We start from the raw sequence: 25,893 nt of genomic DNA on the forward strand, positions 1-25,893 counted from the left end.
TTCCTATGCCTTATCTACCCAAATTAACTAATAAGAAATCTATTTCTTACTTTCTTTTTTATCTTTTTCGGTTTCAACTCTAACTTTATCATTTGAAACTAAATCTTTAGAAACCGTTGTGTAAGGTCCAATAATAATTTCTTCCCCTGGTTTTAATCCTGAAATAATTTCAATATTGGTATCGTCTTGAATTCCCGTTTTAACAACTCTCAACTTAGCTTTATCGCCAACTTTCACAAAAACACATTCGTATTTTTTATCACTTTTTGGTGCCGTTCCTCTCTTTTCCTTCTCCTCTTTTTCTAATTCCTCAACAATATCTTTTTTAACCGAAGTAGTATCATCTTTTACTACAACTGCACTAATTGGAACTGCCGTAATATTTTCTTTACGTTTTGTAATAATATCAACCGTTGCCGTCATTCCTGGTCTAAATGGCGAGAAATTTTCAGGTTTTCCTTCTAATAAATCTTGATACGATTCTTTTAAGATTCTAACTTTTACTTTAAAATTCGTAACTTGATCAGCCGTTAATGCAGTACTTGCCGAATTTGAAATACTTGTAACAATTCCTTTAAATTCTCTTTTTAAATAGGCATCAACTTCAATATTTGCAGAATCACCAATATTTACTTTTACAATATCATTTTCATTAACATCAACTTCTACTTCCATATTGTTTAGGTTAGCAATTCTAAGAATTTCTGTTCCTGCCATTTGTTGTGTTCCTAAAACTCTTTCTCCTAATTCTACATTCAATAATGAAACTGTTCCATCTGCTGGAGCATAAATCGTAGTTCTACCTAAGTTATCTTTTGCTTCAGTTACCGTTGCAGAAGCACTTTGCACTTGGTAATACGCCGATTGCTTATTTGCTACCGCAACTTCATAAGCCGATACAATTCTATCCCACTCTGACTTTGAGATAATTCCTTTTTCAAATAATTTTTTATTTCTATCGTAATTGGCTTTTGATTCTTTTACTTGAGCATCGGCTTGACTTAACCCTGCTTTTGTAGTTGACATAGAAGCCACAGAACGATTAACTCCAGATTCATATAAATCAGGATTGATTCTTACTAATAAATCGCCTTTTTTTACTTGTTGCCCTTCTTTGATAGGCAAAGCAATAATTTCTCCAGAAACTTCTGATGATATTTTAACTTCAATTTCTGGTTGGATTTTTCCTGTTGCCGAAACCGTTTCAACGATTGTTGTTTGCGCTACTTTTGATAATTCAACAACTTTAGATTCATCGTTATTTCCGATAACACCACCTTTTTTAAGTCCGACTACTAATAAAATTATTGCTACTAGACTTCCTAATAAAATGAATATGGTTTTCTTTGACATGATAAAGTATTTATATTTTAACTATTGCTTTTTGATTAATGGAATTCCGAAATAGAATTCTAATATTTTGATTCTAAAAATGTAATCGTATTTGGTTCTTAACACTTCTGATTGTGCGTTAACTAACAAGGTTTGTGCTTGATTGAAATCGAAAACGTTAATTAATCCAACTTCATATCTTGCTTTTGCGTATTCAAAAGATAATTTTCGCGCTTCTAAAGTCTTTTCAGCTGCTTCATAACTTTCTTTTGCAGCATTTGCATCTGTATAAGCCGTGAAAACGGTTCTTTCGATATCTAATTCTTGTTGTCCTAAATTTAGCTTAGCTCTTTCTAATGCCACTTTGCTTCTTTGTACATTATTTCTTACTGAAAGTCCATTAAAAATAGGAACCGTTAATTGTAGCCCAAAGTTTTGACCTTTATTCTTATCAAACTGATCAAAAACGGCTTCAGGTTTACCTAAAATAGGCGAAAAATTAGGTTGAAGTACCGATTGACCTGTTCCATCCACATAACCAATAACTGATGTTGGATTATCCGTATTTGGTTGAACACCAACAATTCTATCACTGTAAGCAGCTCTAGTACTAAAACTATAAAATCCTGAGATTGTTGGTTGATAAGCTCCTCTTGCAATTGCAACATCTTTTTCTGCCAACTCTACGTTTGATTGTGCAATTTTTAACTCAGTTCTTGTTTCTTTAGCTTTTTGCATAATATCTTGAGACGATTGCAATAAAATCTCAGAATTTAAAGCAGGAATTTGATTTTCATCGATATCAAAATTTTCAAAATCATCTAATCGTAATAATTGCGCTAAACTTAATTTAGAAATTAACAATGCATTTTGCGCTGCAATTACTCGTTGTGCATCAGATGCAACCGTTGCTTTAATATCTAACAAATCTCCATTTGGAACCACACCTGCATCAACTAATTCTTGAGTTCTTTCTAATTGAGTTAAGTTATACTCTTTTTGCTGTAATTGAACTTTTAAATTTTCTTTGTTAAACAAAATTTGCAAGTAAGCATTAGCTACATTCAAAGCAATATCTTCTTGCATTTTCGTTAATTGATACTGCGTAGCAATAATTTGTAAGTTTGATTTTCTAAGTTGTAATTGATTTCTCAAACCATTATATATGTCGATACCAACATTTAATCCTGCAGAAGTAAACTGTGTCGTTTGATTTTCTAATAAACCCGTTGTAATATTTTGATTTAAACCAATATTCCAAGAGTGAGATGCACTACCATTTACGCTAGGTAAAAAGGCACCAACCGCATCTTTTTTGTTAATTGTAGCATTTTTTAAATCTAATTCGGACTGTTTCACCGAAATATTATTTTTTATAGCATAATCTACACATTCTTCCAAAGTCCATTTTTTACTTTGTGCCGAAAGTTGAAAACCTATCAACAATAGAAAAAAAACTATTTTTTTTGTTATCATTTTATGTGCTTTAATTCTCATTTCTAATAAGACCTCTTTTTTTATATTTTGTTACAGTATATCAATTAAAATTTTACTTTTACATCGAAAATTAGATTTACTATGAAAACCTTTCTTGTAGTTTTTACTTTACTTTTTACTATACTCCTAACCGTTTCATGTGGTACAGCAAAAAAAGTTGAAGCCATAAAACCAGCACCTTCAAACGACAACCCTGTAGTTTTTAAGAATAAAGTTTCTTTTATTTCAATGCCTGTTGAAATAACATTAAAGGAACTCGAACAACAACTAAATAAAAATGTAACCGGATTAATTTTTAACGATTCTATCTTAAATGATGATAAAACAGAAATGAAAATCTGGAAAACAGCTCCTATTAAACTAAGCGAAAAAAACGGAAACATTATTTCTGAAATCCCACTTAAGATTTGGGCAAAATTTAAATATGGAACTGATTTTATGGGATTAAATGACACTCGTGAAATCAATCTAAATGGAATCATAACTTTAGACAGCAAAACCCATTTAACGAATTGGAAGCTCACTACTACTTCTAAAATAGAAGATTTTGAATGGAGCGAAAGTCCTACGATTTTGGTAGCTGGAAAAAACGTTCCAATTACTTATATCATTAATCCCACATTGACCCTATTTAAATCGAAAATTTCGAAAAAAATTGATGAAGCTATTGACAAAACCTGTGACTTTAAACCTCATGTTTTAGATGCTTTAGACAAATTAAGCAATCCTATTTTAACAAGCGAACAATACGAAACCTGGTTTAAAATGGTTCCTTTAGAACTATATGTAACCGAAGCCAAACTTAGCAAAACTAAAATCATGTTAAACATGGGATTAAAATGCAACATGCAAACTATGGTGGGACAAAAGCCTAAAAACGGATTTGATGCTGCAAAAATTGTATTGAAACCTGTAGAGAAAATTCCAGACAACACAACTGTTTCGGTAGTTGCGGTTTCTACATTTGAAAGCGCTAGTAAAATTGTGACTAAGAATTTCCAAGGTCAAGAATTTGCATCGGGAAGTAGAAAAATTACGGTACAAAAAGTAGATCTATGGCAAAAAGATGGCAAAATGATTATTGCTTTAGATGTTTTAGGAAGTATTAATGGCACAATCTATTTATCTGGAATTCCAAATTACAATCCCATCACTAAAGAAATTTATTTTGACCAAATGGAATATGTTTTAAATACAAAAAGTGTCTTAATGAAATCGGCCAATTGGTTGTTACATGGCACCATTTTAAAAAGTATTCAAGAAAATTGTCGCTATTCGATAAAAGGAAACTTAGAAGAAGGCAAACAAAACATGAAACCTTATTTAAACAACTATTCACCTATGAAAGGTGTTTTTGTAAATGGAACTATCAATGATTTCGAATTCGAAAAAGTTGAATTAACTGATAAAGCCATTATTGCATTCATCACTACTAGTGGAAAAATGGACATTAAAGTAGATGGATTAGAATAAAACAAAAAAGTCGTTTCAAATGAAACGACTTTTTTTATATCTCTTTCTTCTTACCGTATTTCAATCGGTAAATGGCGTAACCTAAAATAGCTACTAATATATATGGAATTGCCATTAAATACACAATACCATCATTAACAGCTTCTGCCTTAACGCCACCTTCTTCGCTTTCAAGAGCAGCACGACACATCGCACATTGAGCACTTGAGGCAATAGGCATTAGGCAATAGACAATAGTAAAAACTACTATTTGCAAACTTTTTATTTTAGTGCGCATAATATGGAGAAATCATTAAATAAACAATTACACCAGTAACCGCAACATATAACCAAATTGGAAATGTAATTTTTGCTATCTTTTTATGTTTATCAAATTGTTGTGACCATGCTTTTACATAAGTAGTTAAAACCATTGGAATAATAATGATTGACAAAAGAATATGAGTAATTAAAATAAAATAATAAACGTATTTAATTGCACCTTCACCACCAAATTTTGTAGAATCCGAAGTCATATGATATGCTACATACATTCCAAGGAAAGCAACCGAACAAGCGATAGCAACTTTCATTAAATTTTCATGTAGTTTTCTATTTCCATTTTTGATAGCGATAACCGCAGCAACTAAAACCACAGCAGTTAAACCATTAATTGTGGCATAAATTGGAGGTAAAAAAGATAAAGGTTGCACATCATACCCTAATTTTCTCAAATTCACTCCAAAAAGCAAAGCTACAACAGCCGGAATTGCAACTGATAAAACAACAATAAGTTTGTTATATTTTGTTTCTATATTATTTTCCATAATTATTCTTCAAGTAATTTTTTAATATCTTCTTTGATAGCTTCAACACCTGACGCTTCTAATCCGTCGTAATATAAAATTGGATTTCCTTGTGCGTCTTTTCTGCATCTTATTTTTCCATCTTTATCAATTAAAGCGAATAAACCTGAATGCTCAAATCCACCAGCTACTTTATTGTTTTCGCCAGCGTATAAGTTAAAACCTTTGTTTGCTAAACTGTAGATGTAATCTTTATCACCAGTTAAAAAATGCCAATTGTAATGCTTTACGCCTAATAAAATAGCATGCTCTTTTAATACTTGAGGGGTATCTTTTGCCGGATCAATAGTTATAGAAGCAATTCCGAAATTTGGATTTCCATAAAATTCGTTTTGTAATTGCAACATACTTTCATTCATTTTAGGACAAATTGTAGGGCAAGTTGAAAAGAAAAACTCCACAACATACACTTTCCCTAAATAGTCCTTATCAGAAATCATTTTATTATCTTGATTCGCTAATTTGAATTCAGGAACTGGTCCAATTTCTACTAAATCAGATTTTTGAAATTTCGCAATAATTTTAGGCACTGCCCAAATTCCGAAAATCAAAACGATAAATGAAATTCCGATGTATGATTTATTCTTCATGGCAAATTACTTTTGTTTTTCTATGTTTTCTTTGATATTATCTCTGAAAGCATCTTTTCTTTCGTTCTTATTTTTTTTAAGTGCTAAACGATATTCTCGCAGAAGTATTTTTACATCATCTGTCATTTCATTGTGCAAATCGGCAGCAGAAATGGTGTTATAGCTTTCTTTATATTCGTTTTCGCCTTTTCGATTTTTACCCTTTCTTCCACGATGATTTAATTCTTTATCTACGATAATAACTGCTGGAGTTCCTTTATTTTCGTCTAATTGTCCCATTAGTTTATAGCTATCATAGAATTCTTGGATTTTCTCTGGAGTAGAAAAAACGAATTTCCATCCATTCATATCTCCTGTTATCGGAGCTAATTCATCTATAATTTGTTGGCATTCTTTTTCCTTTCCTAAAGGAACTACCATAATCATTTGAAAATCTTTGAATCCTTTGTATTTGTTATAAATCTTCTGATTTAAATTAAAGAAATTACCACGATTTGTAATTACTTCTGTTCCCACAAAACCTAAAACGGTAATCTTTCCTTTCATTGCCTGTTTTGTTCCATCTAAACTTGACCAATCAGAAGGAATTTCTTGATTATTTTTAGAAAGTACCGGTAAAAAAAGTGAATTATGAGATGCCGTAGAAAACACCAAATAAATGGCGATAGGCAATATAAAAAGAGAAATGAGGACTAATTTATTTTTCATTAGATGAAACTAATTTTGTTCATACAAAAGTAAAAAAAATCCCGATGTAAATCGGGATTATATATTAGAAACAAGTGTTAAAATATCCACTTTAAGTGACCAGTTTTGAAAACTTCGTAAACGTAATCTCCTTCTACTAATAAAATAAAACTTAAGTAAAGGATTAAGAACGTAACTGTCCAAACAATTGATCTTCTAAACCATTTTTTTTCACCTTCCATGTGCATGAAAGCCCAAGTAATGTAGTATGCTTTAACAATAGTTAAGATGATGAATAACCAGTTCAATAAATTCATTCCTAAGAAATTATTGAAATATAATGATTTAGGTTTATAGATTCCGAATAAAACCTCTACTATAGTAATTACAGATAGAATTCCGAAAACTACCCAAATTCTTTTTGTATTTGATTCGTGTGCGTGTGCCATGATATACTTTTATTATATAATTATACTAAGTAGAAGAAAGTAAATACGAATACCCACACTAAATCGACAAAGTGCCAGTACAATCCAACTTTTTCAACCATTTCGTAGCTTTTTCTTTTCTCGTAAGTACCTAATAACACATTAAAGAAAATGATGATATTAATTAATACTCCTGTAAATACATGGAATCCGTGGAAACCTGTAATAAAGAAAAAGAAGTTAGCAAATAATTTATGACCGTATTCGTTTCTAACTAAGTTAGCACCTTCTACAACATATTTAGCTTCTTCTAATCTTTTTAAAGATTCAGCTCTTGATAAAACTGTTTTATGTTTTTCAGCATTTAAATACTCTGAACGAACTAAAATAGACTCATCTGATTTAAAACCTTCAACAACTTCATTCACAGAATAAGTTGGCAAAGTTGCTTCATCCATGAACCAAACTCCGTTACTTCTTTCGTGTTGTGTTCTTGCTTCAGGTAATGTTGCAGCAAAATCAGCTAATGCAACTCTTTTGAAAGTTCCGTCTTCTTGTTTTTGAACAAATTGTAAGATTGAACCTCCTTTAGTTTCAACAGCACCATATTCTCCTTTGATGAAGTTTTTCCATTCCCAAGCTTGAGAACCTAAGAAGATAAAACCACCAATAATAGTTAAAAACATGTAGAATGCTACTTTTGTTTTTTTCATGTGATGACCTGCATCTACAGCCAATACCATAGTTACAGAAGAGAAAATTAAGATAAATGTCATTAACGCAACATAATACATTGGCGCATTTACACCATGTAAAAATGGAAAGTGGTTAAAAACTTCATCGGCGATAGGCCAAGTTTCAATAAATTTAAATCTTGAAAAACCGTACGCGGCTAAGAAACCAGAAAAAGTTAATGCATCTGATAAGATGAAAAACCACATCATCATTTTACCATAGGTTGCTCCTAATGGTCCTGGACCTCCGTCTAAAGCGTGTTCGTCTGTAATAACTGTCGCTCCCATAAATTTTTTAATTGTTAAAAAGTTCCCAAATTTATTATTTTTTTTCTATTTGAAAAAATAGAAAAATAAAAACAAATAAACCCAAATAAAATCCATAAAGTGCCAATACATCGCACTTAGCTCTATACCAAGGGTTTGAGCCGAATTGTATTTTTGTTTATAATGATTATAAATTACTACTAAAAGCGAAATAATACCTCCTAAAAGGTGAGCAATGTGAACCAAAACAGCAATATACAAAAATGAAGTAGTTACATTACTTTCACTTCCTGTAAAAAAATAGCCATTATCGATTACTTGTCCAAATCCTTTAAATTGTAATACTATAAACGCGATTCCAAGTGCTAAAGTAATCAATAAAAACATTGAAGCACTACTTCTGTTGTCTTTTTTTGTTGCTTGTAATGCTAAGTAAAAAGTAAAACTACTTACCAACATAGCTACCGTACTGATTACAAATGCAGAAGGCAATACAAAATCTTTCAACCAATCTGGTCTTGATTTACTTACTACATACGCACTTGTTAATCCAGCAAAAATCATACAGATGCTAATCATACCAAACCATAGCAACATTTTGTAGGTTTTGCCTTTACGAGCTTGTTCTTCTTCCAAAGTCATTCTATTTTCCATAACTATCGTAAAAATTTATCTATAACATATATTATTTGCAACAAAGAAATATAGGAAACACTTACTATCATTAATTTTCTTGCTGCTTTTGCATCCATTTGTTTATGTAATTGCACCGCATAAAACAACATCCATAATCCTAACAAGAAAACGATTGCCGCTGCAGTTTTGGATAAAATCAAGTTTCCAGTAAATCCGAAAGCTGGAATTATTGAAGCTAAAATCATCCAAATCGTATACAAAATGGTTTGAAGTGCTGTTTTTTTATCGCGCTCACCTGTTGGCAACATAAAGAAACCTGCTTTTTTGTAATCGTCGTATAAAAACCAGCCAATTGCCCAAAAGTGTGGAAATTGCCAAAAGAATTGAATAATAAACAGTGTTCCTGCTTCAATTCCGAAGTGACCTGTTGCAGCAACCCAACCTAACATGAAAGGAATAGCACCAGGGAAAGCTCCAACAAAAACCGAAAGTGGTGTCATTGTTTTTAAAGGCGTGTACAAACTCACATACATGAAAATCGAAATCGCGCCAAACATAGCAGTTTTAGGATTTACATTGTACAAAATAGTCAATCCTAAAATGGTTAAAACGCAACCTAAAATAAAAGCATTTTGTTTAGAGATTCTTCGAGAAGGTAATGGACGATTTTTAGTTCGGTCCATTTTGGCGTCTAATTCAATTTCGATGATTTGATTGAAAACATTTGAAGCACCCACCATACAATAACCTCCAACGATTAATAGCACTAAAACTAACCATTGAAAAGGTTGCTCCTCATTAAATCCTAACAAATAACCTGCAATGGTAGAAACCACTACACTAATAGACAAACGCGCCTTTGTAATTTCTACAAAGTCTTTGTAAAGAGATTTTTTTAATTGAGGTTGTTTATTCGTGTCCACTTTAGTGTTTTTCGCTTTGAAATTGCGCGCAAAGATACGATATGAAAATTAGAATTTAGAATTTAGAATTTAGAAAATTAGTTAAATCTACTAATAATCAAAAAATGTTAAACAAATCAATTCTATAACTGATTAAAAAACTAATAAATTTCAAAAAAATATTTTTCTTTAAATTTCTTCTTTAATCGAGGTTTCTTATTATAAATGAATTTTTTATCATAATATTTACTAAAATATTCATTAATTTCAATCTTATTGTATTTACCTTCAGGTGTTGGATTAAAAATCGCATAAACAATACCTTTATCAACAATAAAAACATGATCAATCGGACTACCTTCCATAAAAAAAGTAAAATACTTTCTTTCTAAACCTAATTTCAATAAATATCCTTTTAGATTTCCGAATCTTACAGGGTCATCAAAACTATTTAAAATCAAACTATTTCTAATTAAATCATACTGACTGAGATTATCTTGATTTACAAAATCACTTTCATAAACAATTTCATCATTATTATAAATATTTAAAAACTGTTTATAAAAATTATTTGAAAAATCAATTTTGTGCAAAACATTACTTTTATGATTATTATAGAAATCGTCTTTCAATCTAAAAACAGGAATAGAAGTAATAATATATTCAGAGTCTATTTTATAATCTAAAAGTAATTTCACAGAATCTTTTTCATAAAGATCTAGTATGGCTTTTTTATTTTTTAACGTATAGACACTTCTCTCTCTAATATTATTTTTAATAACAGTCTCATATCCCTTAAAATCAATATCAAATCTTATTGTATCAGCAATTTGAGAATGACAATAGAATGACGCAATTGAAATAAAAAACAAGAAAATATTCTTTAATTTTATCCTAAGAGTGTTTACCACAAATTAAAATTAATCTACTAATAATCAAAATACCAGTTAAATAAATCGCTTCTTAGTCCAATTGAAAACCAAGTAGTATTTGATTTTACTGTTGCAGCTGTTTCTGCTGTTGGATCAAAATTTCTCAACATAACATTCCCAAAAACTTTTAGATTGTAGGCTGGATTTACTAAATATCCCACTTGTAAATCGGCAATCATAACCGTTGTTTTATTTCCTTGAGCAATTGAAACTCCTGTATCATACGGACGATTTTCATCATAATCTAAATAGATATTTCCTCCGTAGTTGAAATTATCGGTTCCGTTGTTGAAATCAAATCCGCGTTGACCGTAAATTAATTTCGTATCGGCAAAATATCTTCCTTTGTAATAACGCGCAATGGCTACAAATTCTCTGAAATTAGCTCCCCATAAATGTCCCATACTTTGATTGTTGTGACCGTAATTCGTAATTGGATTACTATGTGAATACACATAAGGACGCACTTGATTATATTCTACTTGAAGCAATAAATTCTTTATTTTGAAAGCATCATAATATTTAGCACCTATTTGGTACGCAAATTTATTTCTCCAACTTTGATTGCTTTCTTTTACATCGCCAATAGCAAATTCATCAATTAAGAATTGACCATAGAAATTAATACTGTTATTCCATTTGTATTTAGTAGCTAAACCTAATAACGCATTTCCTGTTTTAGAAGACGAACCAAATTCAACCGTTCTGTAAAAAATTAATGGATTCACAAAGTTGAAATCAAAACCTCTATCGTTAGCATTTGTCCAAACTACATTTTCAAAGAAACCTAAATTCCATTTTTTGGTTACATTCCAACTCAAATAATGACTTGCCATGTATTTAGTAGCATACGTACCATCAACAGTTGCTAAATCTCTAACATCTTTTAGCCACATATACGTATTCGTGTATTTAATTTTCCAAAAAGTAGTATTAATTTTAAAATACGGATAAGGACTAGCTCCATCACTTTGCAACAATGAACGATATCCATCACCTAAGAAATTTCTCCCATAACCTAATTGAAGGTTAATCATTTTACTAGGTTGGTATTTAACATTTGCTTCAGCTAATGGAAAATCATAAGCATCTTCTTTGAATCGTTTTGCAATACCAATTCCTGGAATAATCGCTGGATTTCCACCTGATGGTTTGATACTTTCTGCATAAGCATTGTAATAATCCGCAAATCGACCTTGACTTTCATAAATGGAAGTTGTAAACGTTAACTGCTTGCCTAAACCTCCATTTACAATTAAACCTCTTGTGTTTACAAAGGTATTAGAAGCTTCGCTTTCAGTATCTTTACCCATTCTAAAATCGAAAATTGGATTTAAAGTAAACCAATAATCTTCTCCTTGAATAGCAACCAAGTTTTCATTCCACAATTTTCTCCCCCACCACGATTCTTTTTGTTTTAAAAAAGATTTGTTTGCGGTTTCAAAATCATAATATTTTGCTACTTCATCATACGAATAAGGCTTTGAAGCCGTGTGATTATTTGTACCCACTTGATTCATCAAAGCATCAAAAACACCATAGTTTTGATGTGAAAACGGCACAACTCCCGAACTCTTGAATTGTGGATTTTCAAATGGTTTATATTTAATTTCATCGTATTCTGACAATTCTTTTTTATTGTCGATTAGTATTGTATTTGTTTTCGCATACTTAGTTGCTTCGTTTTCTTCTTTTACATTTGGTGCAACCAATGGAATAGCAATCTTGATTGAGAATTTTGCATACGTTGGTCTACCAGAAAAAGTTGCTGGCGTTATTTTTGGCAAAGATTCAAAAACACGATTAGATTCTTTCTTTAAAGATTCATGAGCAGCATCGGTGTACAAAACCTTGAAAGTCCCTGTAGTATCTACTTCAAAAACTGCAATTACTGTTCCTTTATAATTTTGCTCTTGAAGTTCTTGTGGTACTTTATAATTATTATAAAAATAATTTTGAAGGGTATTATAAAAACAAGATTCTTGTTGGTTACCAATGGCATTTACGCAATCAGGAAATTTTGGAAATTGTTCGTTTGACGAATTTTGAGCAAAAATTACACCACTTAAACCCAATAAAATTAAACTAAAAAATTTTCTCATGATGTTATTTTTAATAATCACTATTTGAAGTTTCGCCGTTTGCAATTGCTTTTGCTGCAGATGTACCAATCCGCTTTACACCTAACTGAATCATTTCTACAGCTTCTTCATACGTTCTTACACCACCTGCAGCTTTAACCGGTAATGGACAAGAATTTTCAAGCATTAATTTTATGGTAGAAACTGTTGCTCCGTTTGGAACACCTTCTGGCGTTTTATAAAAACCTGTTGATGATTTCACATATACCTTATCGTATTCTTTTTCGCTAAAATTAGCAATCACCACATTTTTAATTAAAGCTGACAATTGAACAATTTGATGATTATCTAAAGCCGCTACTTCAATTATCCATTTTACAATTTTGTTATGTGATAATCCTAATTTTGTGCCTTGTAAAACTTGTTCTTTTACAGTATCAATTTCACCTCTTTTGAAAGCTTCGTAATCTACTACGTAGTCTAAATCATCAACACCGTTTTCAATAGCTTGCTTAGCTTCAGCTAATTTTTCTTCTAAAGTTCCGTTTCCAAAAGGAAAATCGATGACCGTTCCAATAGTAACTTTTGAATTTGCATCTTGAATCATTTTTTTTGCCAAGACAACTTTATCTGGTCGAATCATGATTAATTTGAAGTCGTTATCAATGGCTTCTTGAATACAATTTTTTACCACTTCAGTATTTTCTTTTTCAGAAAGGTTAGCTTGGGTTGCGGTTTTAAGATATGTTGAATCTAGATATTGCTTGATGTTCATTTTACAAAGAATTATAAAGTGTAAAAATAAAAAAATCCCATCGAAATGGGACTTTTTATCACATTATTATTTTATTATCGAATTTTAAACACAACTGGAACTGAATATTTGATTCTCACCGCATTATTCCCTTGTTTTGCAGGAATTAATTTTGGGATTCTTTTCACGGCTTTTTCAGCTGCTTTTTGCATCTCAATTGTAGCTCTTTTATTATCTAAAGCTCTCACATTTGTAATAGCTCCTTTTTCATCGATTACAAACTCTACTTGCGCAACGCCTTGTTTTCCGTCTTCCAAATCATCCTCTGGATAAATTAAATGCTTTACAATTGCTCTTGCTAACTGCTCATCAAAACAAACTTTTTGTTCAGCTCTACTTAAACCTTTACAAGCTTCAAACATTGGCAATTGCTCTACAGAAAAAACAGTTGGTGGTTCAACTTTTCCTCCACCATTATCTTTTGGATTATCTATTGGAGTTGTATCTGTTTTAGGATTATCTGTAGGATTATCTTGCGTAGCAATTGGCGCTTTATCCTCTTCTTTTTTTGGTTCTTCTTTAGTAGATTTAAAAACATGAGCTACTTTAGGAACTTTAACCACCACCGGCTTAGTTGCTGATTGAGGTTTAGTTACTGGCGCAGGATTGTAAACAAATGTTGGCTCAGAAATAGGCACAGTTGAAGGTATTGAACCAACAGTTCGTGATACATCTTTAAAATTAAATTCTAAAATAAAAAGCACCACCAACATGGTTGCAATTAAACCAACTTGAAAATAGATAAAGCTATTTTTAGCTCTTTTCGGGAAATCAACATTTGCTTTCATGATTATATAGATTAATAGTTAACACTTTGTTAATTAATCTATACAATTTATATGCCAAAAAAAATCCCAACTAAAAAGTTGGGATTTGATATTATTGTAATTTGAAAGTAATTGGCTGACTGTATTTTACTTTTACAGGCTTACCTCTTTGCATACCAGGTTTAAATTTAGGTAATTTAGAGATTACTCTTAAAGCTTCTTTTTCAAGTAATTCTCCACCTTTTGGACCTCTAGCCTGAACGTTTGTAATGTTTCCATCTTTATCAATAACGAAAAGAACAGAAACTCTACCTTGGATATTATCTTCCATTGCTCTTTCAGGGTATTGTTGGTTTTTCTTGATATGCTTAGCCATTTGCTCCATAAAACATTCTAAACGTTTGTTTTTAGCAACACCTTCGCAACCTGGAAAAACAGGAACATCTTCGATTACTGCAAATGGAACTTCTTCATCAACTTCCTCTGCAGTTCCTCCTTCTTCTCCATAAGCAGAAGCTTGAGTTACAACAACCGGTTTATTCTCATCTACTTCAGTAGTTTCAATTTTTTTATCTTCGATAACTTGTTTGTTATCTACAATTTGAATTACTTCTGGAGCAGGTGGTGGTGGTGGTGGTAATTTTTGTACAGGAGGCATTGTCAAAATAACTTCTTCCTCTTCTCCCATCATATTGTCTGCAATCTCCAATTTTTCTACTTCAACCCTTGGATCTTCTGACTTTAACTCAATGCTTACATAAGTTAACATTAAAACTGCTGTAAGACCAACAAGAAAATATAGCGAGCTATTTCTTTTAGGATCTACATTAGGATTTTTCTTTACTTCCATAATTTTAATTTTGAGGTGCTAATATAGCTAATATTAGAACTGTTTTAAAAAAATTTATTAAAAATTTTATTTTTCATACAATACAAACACACAAATCCTAAAAAAGCACCTAGCGAGTTAGCTAGTGCGTCATAATAATCTGCCTGTCTAGTTACGGTTAATACACCTTGCAAAACCTCAATAATTATGCCATACACTATTGCAATTGAAACAATTAACAAATCATATTTAATTTTAAAATAAGATTGTTTTTTTGCTAAACCCCAAAGAATGACAAAAATTAAGTAAAACAAAAAGTGTACTATTTTATCGTTTCCAATAATTTTTACTTTTGGAACCGAACTAAAACTCACTAAACTTGCTACTGTTATAAAAACGGTCCAAGTAATAGCAAGCCATAAAAAATTACGCTCCGATAAGTGCTTTATAATCTTCACTTGATAAAAGTGTATCTATTTCAGATGCATCGGAAATTTTCACTTTTACCATCCAACCATCTCCGTAAGGATCTGAATTTACTTTTTCTGGATCTGATTCTAATGAATCGTTGAATTCAATAATTTCTCCAGATAATGGTAAAAACAAATCAGAAACTGTTTTTACAGCTTCTACTGTTCCAAACACTTCGTCTTTATCTAAAGTTTGATCTAAAGTTTCTACTTCTACATACACGATATCACCCAATTCTTTCTGAGCAAAATCAGTAATTCCTACTGTTGCAACATCTCCTTCAATTGAAACCCACTCGTGATCTTTAGTGTATTTTAAATTAGTTGGTATATTCATTTGGTTATAATTTTTTGACGTACAAATGTAATTGTATTTATTGAATTGAAAAAAAGGTTTTTGTTATTTTTTTGCATAAAAAACAACCATTCAAAAAATCATTCTGAATGGTTGTTTCTAAAATTATTATTTTAAGAATTTATTAATTACCAAAATTATATCGTAATGTAAATCCACTTCTTATGTTAGTAATAGGGAAAGAAGTTGAAATAACTGCTTGTGAGAATTGATGATCATAAAAGAAAATTGCTGTTAAGTTTTTACTAAACGAATAATCAGCTGTTAATTTTATAGACCATAAATCTTGCCCTCCACCTAATTGATTGTTATCGTAATCTAAATAACGTACAATTGTATTATTTTTTCTCAAAGCAAAATCAGCTTTAATATTAATGTCACTTTTTATTATTCCAGACACATTATCTGCAAGTGCAGAATTTATAGTAACATCTTTAATACGATAACCTAAACCTATTATATATTCATTTCCGCTAACTTCAGTTAATAAGTTATTATCAAAACTCATATTTAACGTTCTGTCTTTTTTAATTTCGGCAAGTACTTTGATTGAATTTTTCATTTCAAATTCAACTTTAATAAGCGGATTAAATTGTTCAGCAAGATTAACATTTGAAATAATTTTTGAAGCGAAAAAATTACCATTTGCATCTACTGGAGAAGTATTTAAATTAGAACGGAACGCATTTACATTATAATGTGCTCTATACCCATGTTGTAAAGAAAAACGCTTGAAATTATCTTTAAACCATTTGTATCTCATTAAACCTGTATACTTAAGCGTCCAGTTAGGTAAAGGAATATTTCTAAACACTCCAGTTGATACTTTTTCCGCATCTTGCCCAGAATAAGCGGCCAAGAAAGCAGGTAATAACACTTGCTGACTATTTTTTCCAAAACCTAACGGATATCCATCGGCATCACGTAGAAAAGAGTTTCCATTATAATAATTTTCTGCCAATCTATTTGCTACGACCAATCTATTATCTCTAAAATCTTGAAAAGACTGAGAAAAATTTACATCGCTTTGTGAAAATGCTGTTTGAATTAGAATTGTTGAAATATTGAAATTTCCAAAATCATAAGGCGATCGTGAATTATATTCTCCTGAAGTAACATCAAATTGTTCTGAGTAATTATAAGCATACGTTCTGTCTCCAGACAAATCAATTGTTAAATCAGGGAACAATTCTACTTTAGCTGTAAAATCTATCTTTTTATTTTGCACCTGAGTAAAATTCTGATTAAACTCTGGGAATGTTGTTAACCATCCATTTCTAGCGGCTTCATATCTTACATCTGATTGACTTCCGAAAACAAATCCTAAAGTAGGTTTTGAAGAACCAAAGAAACCTAGTCCAGGCAAATATCCTGGTAAAACAGTTCCATTACTTTCATTATAATTAATTTGAATATTCTTAACACTAGTCGCAACTCCAATTAGTCCACTCATAAAAACACTTCGCTCATTAGAAATGTTATTTTTAGGTGCTGTTATTTGCTGGCCAGGTTTTGGAACAGCATTTTTATCCTTGTTAGCAACTGGCTTTTTCTTATTATTTTTTGTTTTTGTTAATCCGATGTATTTGTAAAACAAATCCATATTCAAAGTAGTATTTAACTTATGTGAATTTGCGTTTTGGATTGTATTACCTAGAGCATATTCATTTCCATCTTCTCCTGTAATAGTAGAAAAAGCATCTGAAGCACGCTGCCAGTTATAATCACCCGTATATGAATATGTAGATTTTACAAAACTAAAAATTGGAATTTTATTAATAGGCAAATCATAATTAACCACCAATTGTTGATTGTGCTGGTTTGATTCTCCAACATTCCAATAATCATCCCAAATATCTAAACCATCTATTGGTAAATTATTTTCATCTAAATAATTACGTACAATATTATTTGAAGAAGCGGTGTAATTTAAACGAAGAGATTTAGTCAAATTATAGTTGACACCATAAGTATAATTGAAGAAATAATTTCTTCTGTACAAATCTCCTAAACCAATTCCTTGAACATCGACCAATCTGAAACGCTGTCTGTTAAACTGACGAATTATATTTGAACTAAACGAAACATTTGTAGGCAAATAATTAAAATTAAAATCGCTCAACATTTTGTAATAGCCACTTTTCTTTAAGACTTTAGTGTTTTTAAAAGGCTCAACTGTTTTAGGCTTAAAAGCATAAGCATAATCAACAGTTGTTCTGTTTTGCTTGTCGATTAAATTTTCAATTTCGTAATCGTGATGTTCCGTTTCGTTTAATGAGTAAGACAACGTTAAATTTTCAACATCATAAAAATGTGATTTCTTCTCAGGATTTTTTTCTTTTTTAACCCCAATTAAATTGAAACTTGTTCTCTTTGTATAATCAATTGCTCTTTGTTCATAATTTGCTCTATCCTCAGGATCTGATGTTATATCTAGCAATTGATCTAACTCGATATCTTGATAAAAAGGATCAAACTTAGGTGTAATCGTTTCTTCACCTACTGAATAATTAAATGGTAGATTTATACCCCATTTTTTTGGCAATAATTTTCCTAAATTTAAATTTGTTACAATATCATATTGAAAAACATCTTCTCTACTTCTTTCATTTGGACCTTGTTCTAAAGAACCAAAACCAATAGTACTTACTCTTGTTGTTGCAGAAACATTTGCAAAATCAGCAAAGTTAGTATCTAAATTAGCAACTGCAGCGTAACCACCTTTATTGTCCATTTCCGACATACGAAGTTCGTTAAACCAAACTTCTCCTCGCTGAATGTCTCCTGACTTATTTTTAATACCTATCATTAAGGTACGAACCAATCCGAAATTAGGATTTCCTTTGATACCTAATGTTAACCTGTTATTTGAAGAGCCTATTTTAATATTTTCTTCTTCGATAAATCCAATTCCACTAGGATCAGTATAATCAATTTCAGAATCATTTTGAAGATCTAAAACTTTTAACTTTGTTAAGAAATCTAATGGTAATTCGATTTCGTTTTCTAATGGCCATACTTCTTCAGGAGTTGATGCACCGTGAGGTGTAACCTTTAAAGGCATTTCTACTTGATAGAAGTTATCGGTAAAATCATTTCCAAAACGAATAAAAGCTATTAATTCATCGTCATCTAAATCGCCATTTTGAACAGCTTCAGCATGTAAAAACATACGCAGCTTTTTGAACTGACGCATATCTACGTTTACATTTTTAAAAACCGCCCTTGCGTCATTATTTTCTAAACCGTTAGCAGTACCGCCTAACTTATCATAAACACGTAAAGAAAGTGATTGCTCATTTTGATTGATTACCGTATTATTATTGTACAACTGCTCTCTAACAACTCCTGGCGGTGTTACATATCTAATAGGACTTCTTCTTCCGTTTTCTTGAATATTTAATGCAACCACATCAAAACCTGTATTTTCATCATCAGGATCGGTGTCTAACTCATCAAAATTACCTGTATAACGTCTCCATTCTCCTCTTACTAAATCTAAAGCTCCAAAACGTAATGTGATTTCATCTTTAAATCCTGTCATATACATTCTCATGAAACGAATAGAACGGAAATCAGAAATCGGACCTACTTTATTAGCATCGGTGAATTCATTAATTGGAATTTTATACAAAATCCATCTTGCTTTACCAGCACTACCGTTAGGCAAATCTAAACCAGTATTTACTTCTCTAAAATCAGCAATATATTTTTGCCCAACAGGAACTGCTCCTTCTGGATAAGATTCAAGGTCAACTTCAAATTTAAAATACGCATTAATGGTATTCATCGTATTATCACGATTTACATCTTCTACATCTGGAAAAGTTGTATTACCTCTGTTATCGTTTGTAACTGAAACTGGTGAGTTTCCTTCAAATCCATTGTAATTTTTGTATCGAGTAACGATATCGCCTGTAGCTTCTAAATAAAATCGATAATTATCTGCAGATGGGTCAGGATAAGACGCAAAATCTGCGAATTTCACTGCTTCTTCAGCATCTGTTAACCCATCAAAACCAGCATCCTGAACCGCTCTATTGCCTTCGTTTGTATCAAATGCATAAATTAATGATTGTGATGCTGGAACATCTCCCCAAGCTGTACTAACTGTAGGTTGTGCTGAACCAACTTCTGGCAATCCGTTTTCGTATAATTTTCTTCCATCAGGCAATATATCTTCTGAAATTTCTCCTAAATTGAAAACTAATTTTCCCGTATTAGTAGGATCTGCAACATCACCAGCATTTCCAAAATAAGGATCCATTACCCAAAATTGAATATATTCTACATTTGATTGCTCAAAATTAGTTGAATTAATTGCGCGCATGATTCCTCCCCAAGAATCTGGAGCTTCTAAATCGGAAAACTGATTTGTAGCACTTAAACTTGGATTAAAATTGTAAGGCCCTCTATCTTTTGGAAAATAAGTTAAATCGAGTGTAGAAATTACATTCGTTTCTCCTTGAGGAACATCTGTAACTGGATACAATTCACGACTAAAAACACGTCTTGATTTATTGAATGATAAATCGTCATCATCAATACCAGAAGGTGTTTGCGTATAAAAAACAGGGTCAATTGTATACCAAGATAACTTGCTTCTTTTAAAACCTACACTCAAATCATTAACAGTTGGCTCAGATGCAGATGGATTTCCATCAAAACTACCTTCTAACGGCACACTAGACAGTGTCCAAGCTTGTGGCGAACGCATATCGATTGTAGTTTGAGAACCCTCAAAATCATCTATATAAGTTGTAGCTTCTCCATTAAATTGATCCGCTTTTGAAGCACCAGGTTTCAAATATGCAATTTCTCCTCTGAATGATAAATTTGATGGCACATCAGTGTCAATATTAGGTAGTTTATTTACTAATCTTGTAAAGAAAGGTACTTCGGTTGAAAAGTTAGTATTAAATCCGAAAATTGTATTATTTACCGATTCTTGACCATAATTTGATTTGGTTGTAAATGGTCGTTCAGACATGTTTAAAATAGTAGCTCCCATTAAAAACTTGTCATTAAATTTATGCTCTACATTTAAACCCCAAAATCTTCTTGTTTGTTGTCCAAAAACGGAATTGTTTTCAACAGAAACTTCAATTGGAGTATTAGATGCTTGTAACGAAGGGTCTAGAATATTTACTTTACCCATTTGGTAATTTACTGTATAGTCAACTCCTTCAACTAAAACTCTTCCTCCAGCCGTTACCACAACTGAACCTTGAGGCACATTGAAAGCTCCGATAGAAATTCCATCGCCACCCATAGATTTAAAGCGTCCTTTTAATTGGAATTTATTCTTAGCACTTTCTTGTAAAGCTGCTGCTTGTGTGTTTTTATATAAACTTCTAAAAACGTATTTTGTTTGATTGGTGTTATACGTTAATGGATCATCATAGTTTTCTACTAAAGCTGGAACATCTAATTTGTTAAATAAATGACTTCCGAAAGGTTCTACTTTTAAGAAAATAATTTTCCCGCGTTGGGTATCAACTGTTAAACCTGGATAAAAATCGAAAAAACCATCTCCACCTTCTTGTGGATCATTTGTATAATTTAATTGATCTAAATTGAATACTTTTAACAATGGCGTTTGGTCAACATCTGCAGGCAATGGATCAATACCTGATTGTGTAATATAATTTAAAGGTGACGGATCTGTGTATAAAATATTTAATTTAAAATCTTCCTGTTGCAATTGATAACCTCCAGGAATTTGATAAATGTTTTTCATCATCAAGTTCCAAGTTGGCATGGTATATTTTGGATCTACCCCACCAATTTTATACTCATTAATGGTTAAATTACTTTTTAATAATTTCAACACCAAGGCTTGAGAATTTGGAATTCCTGTTCCACCCACGTTTGTTGCATCTACACCATCTGTACCAAACTCTCCAACTTGATACACATCACTACCAATTGTATATTGATAAGAAACCGCTAAAACTTCATCGTTAGCTAACTTTTGATTTAACGATATATATCCTAATTGAGGATGATACGTAAATTCTGAAGGTGTAAGTTTTCTAGCGTTTTCAAGTTTTGCAAAATCAATTCCTTCAGCAGCACCAATGGTAGGACTAAAGCCGTTTGAAGCTAAAGAAACATCTCTAATTGCACTATTTAAAAAATTACTTCCAATATTGTTAGGATCATATTTATTATTGGCATTATTAGAAGGTGTGTTAGCCGGAACATTATAAAAATTTGGATGAGAAGTTAAGTCTATATGAACCGTTTCTTGAGGTAAAACTCCCGTTAATGGCGCTTCTCCTAAATCTTGAAGTGCTACGATATTTCTAAGATTATTATCTGTAGTATTTACTCTATTCTGTTTGTTCGTAATCCAAACCTCAATTCGATTAATTTGCACACGAGAATTAATGTATGGAAATGTTTCTAAAGCTTTATCATAGTTATTTCTAAAATATTGCGATAAGAAATAATGACGGTCCGCATCGTAATCTAATGCAAAAACCTCAAAGTCTTGAAGCGTTCCTCCACCTTGAGCTGTAACCGATTTTGTTTGCGATTTTTGTTCTGAGAAAACTCCAGTAAAGGTTGTTTTTCCAAATTGCAATTGTGCTTTAACTCCAAATAAGCTTTGCGCACCTCTTACTAAAGAATTTGATAATGGAAAACTTACGTTACCTACTTCTATTTTCTGAATAATATCATCTTCTGTAGGTGTGTATTCTAATTTAATAAGGTTTTGAAATGCAAAAGTAGATTGTGTATCGTAATTTACATTTACGTTTAAACGCGTTCCTACTTTTCCTTGTAAACCAACGCTAATTCGTTGATCAAAATCAAAACTTGTTGTTTTTCTATTTCTAGGAGAGAAAGAAGGATTATCTTGTTTTGTAAAACGAACTCCTAAATCTAATTCTACAGAACCAGTAGGTTTTACATCAATTGTATTACTACCAAAAATAGATTCAAAAAATTTAGAATTTACATAATATCTTGGTAATAAATCTTTTTTAGCTTCTTCAGAACCTGCTTTTTTACCATCCATTGCAGCTGATTTCTCTTGATAGTATTTTCGCATTTGCTCGCGCAATACAAGCTCTTGATACTGTTTTGGTGTAAGTATCATAGGATACCTAATATTAAAACCATCAACAGAACTCGTATAAATATAACGATCAGAAGCTGGGTCGTAAACATATCTATCTAAAATACTCACAGGATTAGGCATACTTAACTTACCTAAATCAACGCCAGTTTTAACAGTATCTTTCTCTTCTTCGTCTACTTGTGCTTGTAACGAAAAAGAAAAAAAGATACATAATAATGCAAGACTATATTGTAATTTATTTACCGCCTTTATGTTAATGTTTTTCAAGTTTTATAAATTTTTTAAAGCTTGTTTTATTAAGTTTTCTACAGAGGCATTTGGGGTTTCTCTTATAATTTTATCGATTACTTTTTCGGCTGCTTTTCTTGCAAATCCTAAAACTTCTAAAGCAGATAACGCTTCATCTTTATTTGTATTGCTTTCAATGACCGAAACTTCATCTAAATTGTACACTTTTAACACTTTTTCTTTCAAATCTAGGATAATTCTTTGTGCGGTTTTAGCTCCAATTCCTTTCATCGATTGAATCGTAGCCACATCATTTGCCGCAATAGCCTGAATAATCTGAGCCGGCGCCAAAGATGACAACATGGTTCTAGCTGTACTTGCACCCACACCTGAAACCGAAAGCAATAACTTAAAAAGTTCTCTTTCCTGTTTTTCAACAAATCCGAACAAACTATGCGAATCTTCTTTTACTTGAAGAAACGTATATAATTTCAAACTCTCAGAATCTGGAATTAATGAAAAAGTGTGTAATGATATATTAATATGATAGCCCACGCCATTGCAATCAATTACAACTTCGGTAGGTGTTTTTTCAACTAATCTTCCTTGAATATGAGCTATCATACAATGGTATTCTTATTTGTTTTGTTTTCTACTTTTCTCTTGAGCATCTACAACAGCAACTGCTGCCATATTTACCATTTCTTCAACACTTGCACCTAATTGAAAAACGTGAACAGGCTTGTCTAATCCTAAAATAATTGGACCGATAGATTCTGCCTTATTTAACTCTTTCAATAATTTGTAAGTAATATTTGCAGCATCTAAGTTAGGAAAAATAAGTGTATTCACTTTTTTATTTACCAATTTTGAAAATGGGAACTTACTTTTTAGCATTTCTGAGTTCAATGCAAAGTCGGTTTGAATCTCTCCATCTACAATTAAATCAGGAAAATTTTCATGAAGATACGCAACTGCTTGACTTATTTTACTTGGTCCTTCATTGTGCGATGATCCAAAATTAGAATACGAAACCATTGCAATTACTGGCTCCATTCCAAACATTTTTACTGTTTTAGCTGTCATTAAGGCAATTCTAGCTAAATCATCAGCCGAAGGATTAGGGTTAATTGCGGTATCCGACAAGAAAATTGGGCCTCTTGCCGTCATCATCATATTCGTAGTGGCAATTTTAGAAACACCTGGCGCTTTATCAATCAATTGCATTACAGGCTTGATAGTTGTTGGATAACTTCTAGAATATCCTGTTACCATAGCATCAGCTTCACCTGTATTTACCATCATTAAGCCAAAATAGTTACGCTCACGCATCCATTTTTCTGCATCTAATAACGTGATTCCTTTGCGTTTTCTGGTTTCCCAAAAATGCTTCGCATATTCTAATCTTTTAGCTTCAGATTCTTTTGTTTTTGGGTCAAAAATTGGCACTTCGATATCAAAACCAATTTCAGCTTTTAATTCTTTAATGGTTTCTAAATTTCCTAATAAAATTGGGAAACCAATACCTTCTTCATGAACAATTTGAGCTGCTTTTAACACATCGATTTGATCTGCTTCCGCAAAAATGATACGTTTTGGATTCGTTCTTGCTCTATTGGTTAACAAACGAATCATTTTATTATCAGAACCCATTCGCTCTAATAATTCGTCTTTGTATTTTTCCCAATCGGTAATTGGCGCTGTTGCTACACCTGACTCCATAGCGGCTTTGGCTACGGCTGGCGGAACTGCTGCAATTAATCTTGGATCAAAAGGTTTTGGGATGATATAATCGCGACCAAATGTTAATTTGGTTTCGCCATACGCAATATTAACTTGTTCTGGAACCGATTCTTTTGCTAATTCCGCTAAAGCGATAACAGCTGCTTTCTTCATTTCCTCATTAATTTTTGTAGCTCTAACATCTAAAGCACCTCTAAAAATAAATGGAAAACCTAATACATTATTAACTTGGTTAGGATGGTCAGAACGACCAGTTGCCATAATGATATCTTTACGCGTATCAATTGCTAAATTGTAATTGATCTCTGGCGTAGGATTTGCCATCGCAAAAACGATTGGATTATCAGCCATTCCTAACAACATTTCTGGTGTAACGATATCTCCAGAAGATAATCCGATAAATACATCGGCGCCTTTCATAGCGTGAGCTAAATCGTCATAATGTTTATCCGTTGCGTAACGGCGTTGCATATCGGTAACTCTTGGGTCGTCTTTTCTTAAGGCTCCTTTACTGTTGAACATTACAACATTTTCTGGTTTCACACCGAAAGCAACATATAAATTAGCACAAGCAATCGCAGCCGAACCTGCTCCAGAAATGACCATTTTCACTTCTTCCATTTTCTTTCCTGCCAATTCTACTGCATTCAATAAAGCGGCTGATGAAATAATAGCGGTTCCATGTTGGTCATCGTGCATTACTGGAATATTTAATTCTTCAACCAAACGTCTTTCAATTTCGAAAGATTCTGGTGCTTTGATGTCTTCTAGGTTAATTCCTCCGAAAGTTGGAGCGATATTTTTTACCGTTGCAATGAATTCTTCAATATCTTTTGTTCCTACTTCGATATCAAACACATCGATATCAGCGAAGATTTTGAACAACAAACCTTTTCCTTCCATTACAGGTTTTGAAGCTTCTGGACCAATATCTCCTAAACCTAAAACAGCGGTTCCGTTTGAGATTACAGCTACTAAATTTCCTTTTGCGGTATATTTATAAACGTTGTTAACGTCTTTTTCAATTTCTAAACAAGGTTCTGCTACTCCTGGAGAATAAGCCAAAGCTAAATCTCTTTGAGTTGCATATTTTTTTGTGGGAACTACCTGAATTTTTCCAGGTGTTGGTTTTGCGTGATATAATAAGGCTTCTCTACGTTTACTATCTTTATGCATGGTTTTTTATTTTACTA

21 protein-coding genes are annotated in these 25,893 nt (G+C 31.9%); 1 reads left to right on the forward strand and 20 read right to left on the reverse strand.

What is annotated here, in order from left to right; translation table 11 throughout:
• Positions 1-39: 39 nt before the first annotated feature.
• A complete protein-coding gene (locus B0I03_RS03860) occupies positions 40-1,353 on the reverse strand; it encodes an efflux RND transporter periplasmic adaptor subunit (protein ID WP_111566150.1) in 1,314 nt (437 codons plus the stop codon).
• A 21-nt stretch (positions 1,354-1,374) separates the two neighbouring features.
• A complete protein-coding gene (locus B0I03_RS03865) occupies positions 1,375-2,808 on the reverse strand; it encodes a TolC family protein (RefSeq protein ID WP_111566369.1) in 1,434 nt (477 codons plus the stop codon).
• A gap of 102 nt (positions 2,809-2,910) precedes the next feature.
• Here B0I03_RS03865 and B0I03_RS03870 point away from each other — a divergent pair, with 102 nt between their 5' ends.
• Entirely contained in the window at positions 2,911-4,302 is a 1,392-nt protein-coding gene (locus tag B0I03_RS03870; RefSeq protein WP_111566151.1) for a DUF4403 family protein, read from the forward strand.
• Positions 4,303-4,336: 34 nt separating this feature from the next.
• Here the strand turns inward: B0I03_RS03870 and B0I03_RS03875 are convergent, their stop codons facing one another.
• From B0I03_RS03875 to B0I03_RS03960, 18 genes are all read right to left on the reverse strand, one after another.
• Positions 4,337-4,558, reverse strand: a complete 222-nt coding sequence (locus B0I03_RS03875; RefSeq protein ID WP_394338058.1) for a hypothetical protein — start codon at positions 4,556-4,558, stop codon at positions 4,337-4,339.
• Between the two features lie 10 nt (positions 4,559-4,568).
• Positions 4,569-5,108: a DUF420 domain-containing protein gene (locus B0I03_RS03880; RefSeq protein ID WP_111566153.1), complete on the reverse strand. Its 540-nt coding sequence runs from the start codon at positions 5,106-5,108 to the stop codon at positions 4,569-4,571.
• Positions 5,109-5,110: 2 nt separating this feature from the next.
• Positions 5,111-5,737: an SCO family protein gene (locus B0I03_RS03885; RefSeq protein ID WP_111566154.1), complete on the reverse strand. Its 627-nt coding sequence runs from the start codon at positions 5,735-5,737 to the stop codon at positions 5,111-5,113.
• Positions 5,738-5,743: 6 nt separating this feature from the next.
• On the reverse strand, positions 5,744-6,445 hold the full coding sequence (locus B0I03_RS03890; protein ID WP_111566155.1) for a hypothetical protein: 702 nt from the start codon (positions 6,443-6,445) through the stop codon (positions 5,744-5,746).
• 77 nt (positions 6,446-6,522) lie between these two features.
• Positions 6,523-6,873, reverse strand: a complete 351-nt coding sequence (locus B0I03_RS03895) for a cytochrome C oxidase subunit IV family protein (protein WP_111566156.1) — start codon at positions 6,871-6,873, stop codon at positions 6,523-6,525.
• A 20-nt stretch (positions 6,874-6,893) separates the two neighbouring features.
• Complete coding sequence (locus B0I03_RS03900; protein ID WP_111566157.1) at positions 6,894-7,874, reverse strand: cytochrome c oxidase subunit 3; 981 nt, start codon at positions 7,872-7,874, stop codon at positions 6,894-6,896.
• Positions 7,875-7,919: 45 nt separating this feature from the next.
• The gene (locus B0I03_RS03905) at positions 7,920-8,507 is read right to left on the reverse strand and encodes a cytochrome c oxidase subunit 3 (RefSeq protein WP_111566158.1); all 588 of its coding nucleotides are present in this window, start codon (positions 8,505-8,507) and stop codon (positions 7,920-7,922) included.
• 2 nt (positions 8,508-8,509) lie between these two features.
• The gene (gene cyoE / locus B0I03_RS03910) at positions 8,510-9,412 is read right to left on the reverse strand and encodes a heme o synthase (RefSeq protein ID WP_111566159.1); all 903 of its coding nucleotides are present in this window, start codon (positions 9,410-9,412) and stop codon (positions 8,510-8,512) included.
• Between the two features lie 140 nt (positions 9,413-9,552).
• Positions 9,553-10,302 (reverse strand): hypothetical protein, encoded by a 750-nt coding sequence (locus B0I03_RS03915; protein ID WP_111566160.1) that lies wholly within the window; start codon positions 10,300-10,302, stop codon positions 9,553-9,555.
• Between the two features lie 17 nt (positions 10,303-10,319).
• On the reverse strand, positions 10,320-12,425 hold the full coding sequence (locus B0I03_RS03920) for a gliding motility protein RemB (protein ID WP_111566370.1): 2,106 nt from the start codon (positions 12,423-12,425) through the stop codon (positions 10,320-10,322).
• A gap of 10 nt (positions 12,426-12,435) precedes the next feature.
• Entirely contained in the window at positions 12,436-13,179 is a 744-nt protein-coding gene (deoC, locus tag B0I03_RS03925; protein WP_111566161.1) for a deoxyribose-phosphate aldolase, read from the reverse strand.
• A gap of 74 nt (positions 13,180-13,253) precedes the next feature.
• A complete protein-coding gene (locus B0I03_RS03930) occupies positions 13,254-14,006 on the reverse strand; it encodes an energy transducer TonB (protein ID WP_111566162.1) in 753 nt (250 codons plus the stop codon).
• Between the two features lie 91 nt (positions 14,007-14,097).
• Positions 14,098-14,835: an energy transducer TonB gene (locus B0I03_RS03935; RefSeq protein ID WP_111566163.1), complete on the reverse strand. Its 738-nt coding sequence runs from the start codon at positions 14,833-14,835 to the stop codon at positions 14,098-14,100.
• Positions 14,836-14,879: 44 nt separating this feature from the next.
• Entirely contained in the window at positions 14,880-15,272 is a 393-nt protein-coding gene (locus B0I03_RS13335) for a VanZ family protein (RefSeq protein WP_181452340.1), read from the reverse strand.
• Positions 15,241-15,621: a glycine cleavage system protein GcvH gene (gcvH, locus tag B0I03_RS03945; protein ID WP_111566165.1), complete on the reverse strand. Its 381-nt coding sequence runs from the start codon at positions 15,619-15,621 to the stop codon at positions 15,241-15,243. Before gcvH ends, B0I03_RS13335 begins: the two co-directional genes overlap by 32 nt.
• A gap of 142 nt (positions 15,622-15,763) precedes the next feature.
• Positions 15,764-22,996, reverse strand: coding sequence for a T9SS outer membrane translocon Sov/SprA (gene sov, locus B0I03_RS03950; RefSeq protein ID WP_394338059.1), 7,233 nt, complete (start codon positions 22,994-22,996; stop codon positions 15,764-15,766).
• Between the two features lie 3 nt (positions 22,997-22,999).
• Positions 23,000-23,581 carry a Holliday junction branch migration protein RuvA gene (gene ruvA, locus B0I03_RS03955; RefSeq protein ID WP_111566166.1) on the reverse strand — a complete coding sequence of 194 codons (582 nt, stop codon included), beginning with the start codon at positions 23,579-23,581 and terminating at the stop codon, positions 23,000-23,002.
• Between the two features lie 12 nt (positions 23,582-23,593).
• Positions 23,594-25,876 (reverse strand): NADP-dependent malic enzyme, encoded by a 2,283-nt coding sequence (locus B0I03_RS03960; RefSeq protein ID WP_111566167.1) that lies wholly within the window; start codon positions 25,874-25,876, stop codon positions 23,594-23,596.
• Between the last annotated feature and the right edge of the window lie 17 nt (positions 25,877-25,893).

The organism is Flavobacterium aquaticum, from assembly GCF_003259835.1.
GTDB lineage: Bacteria > Bacteroidota > Bacteroidia > Flavobacteriales > Flavobacteriaceae > Flavobacterium > Flavobacterium aquaticum.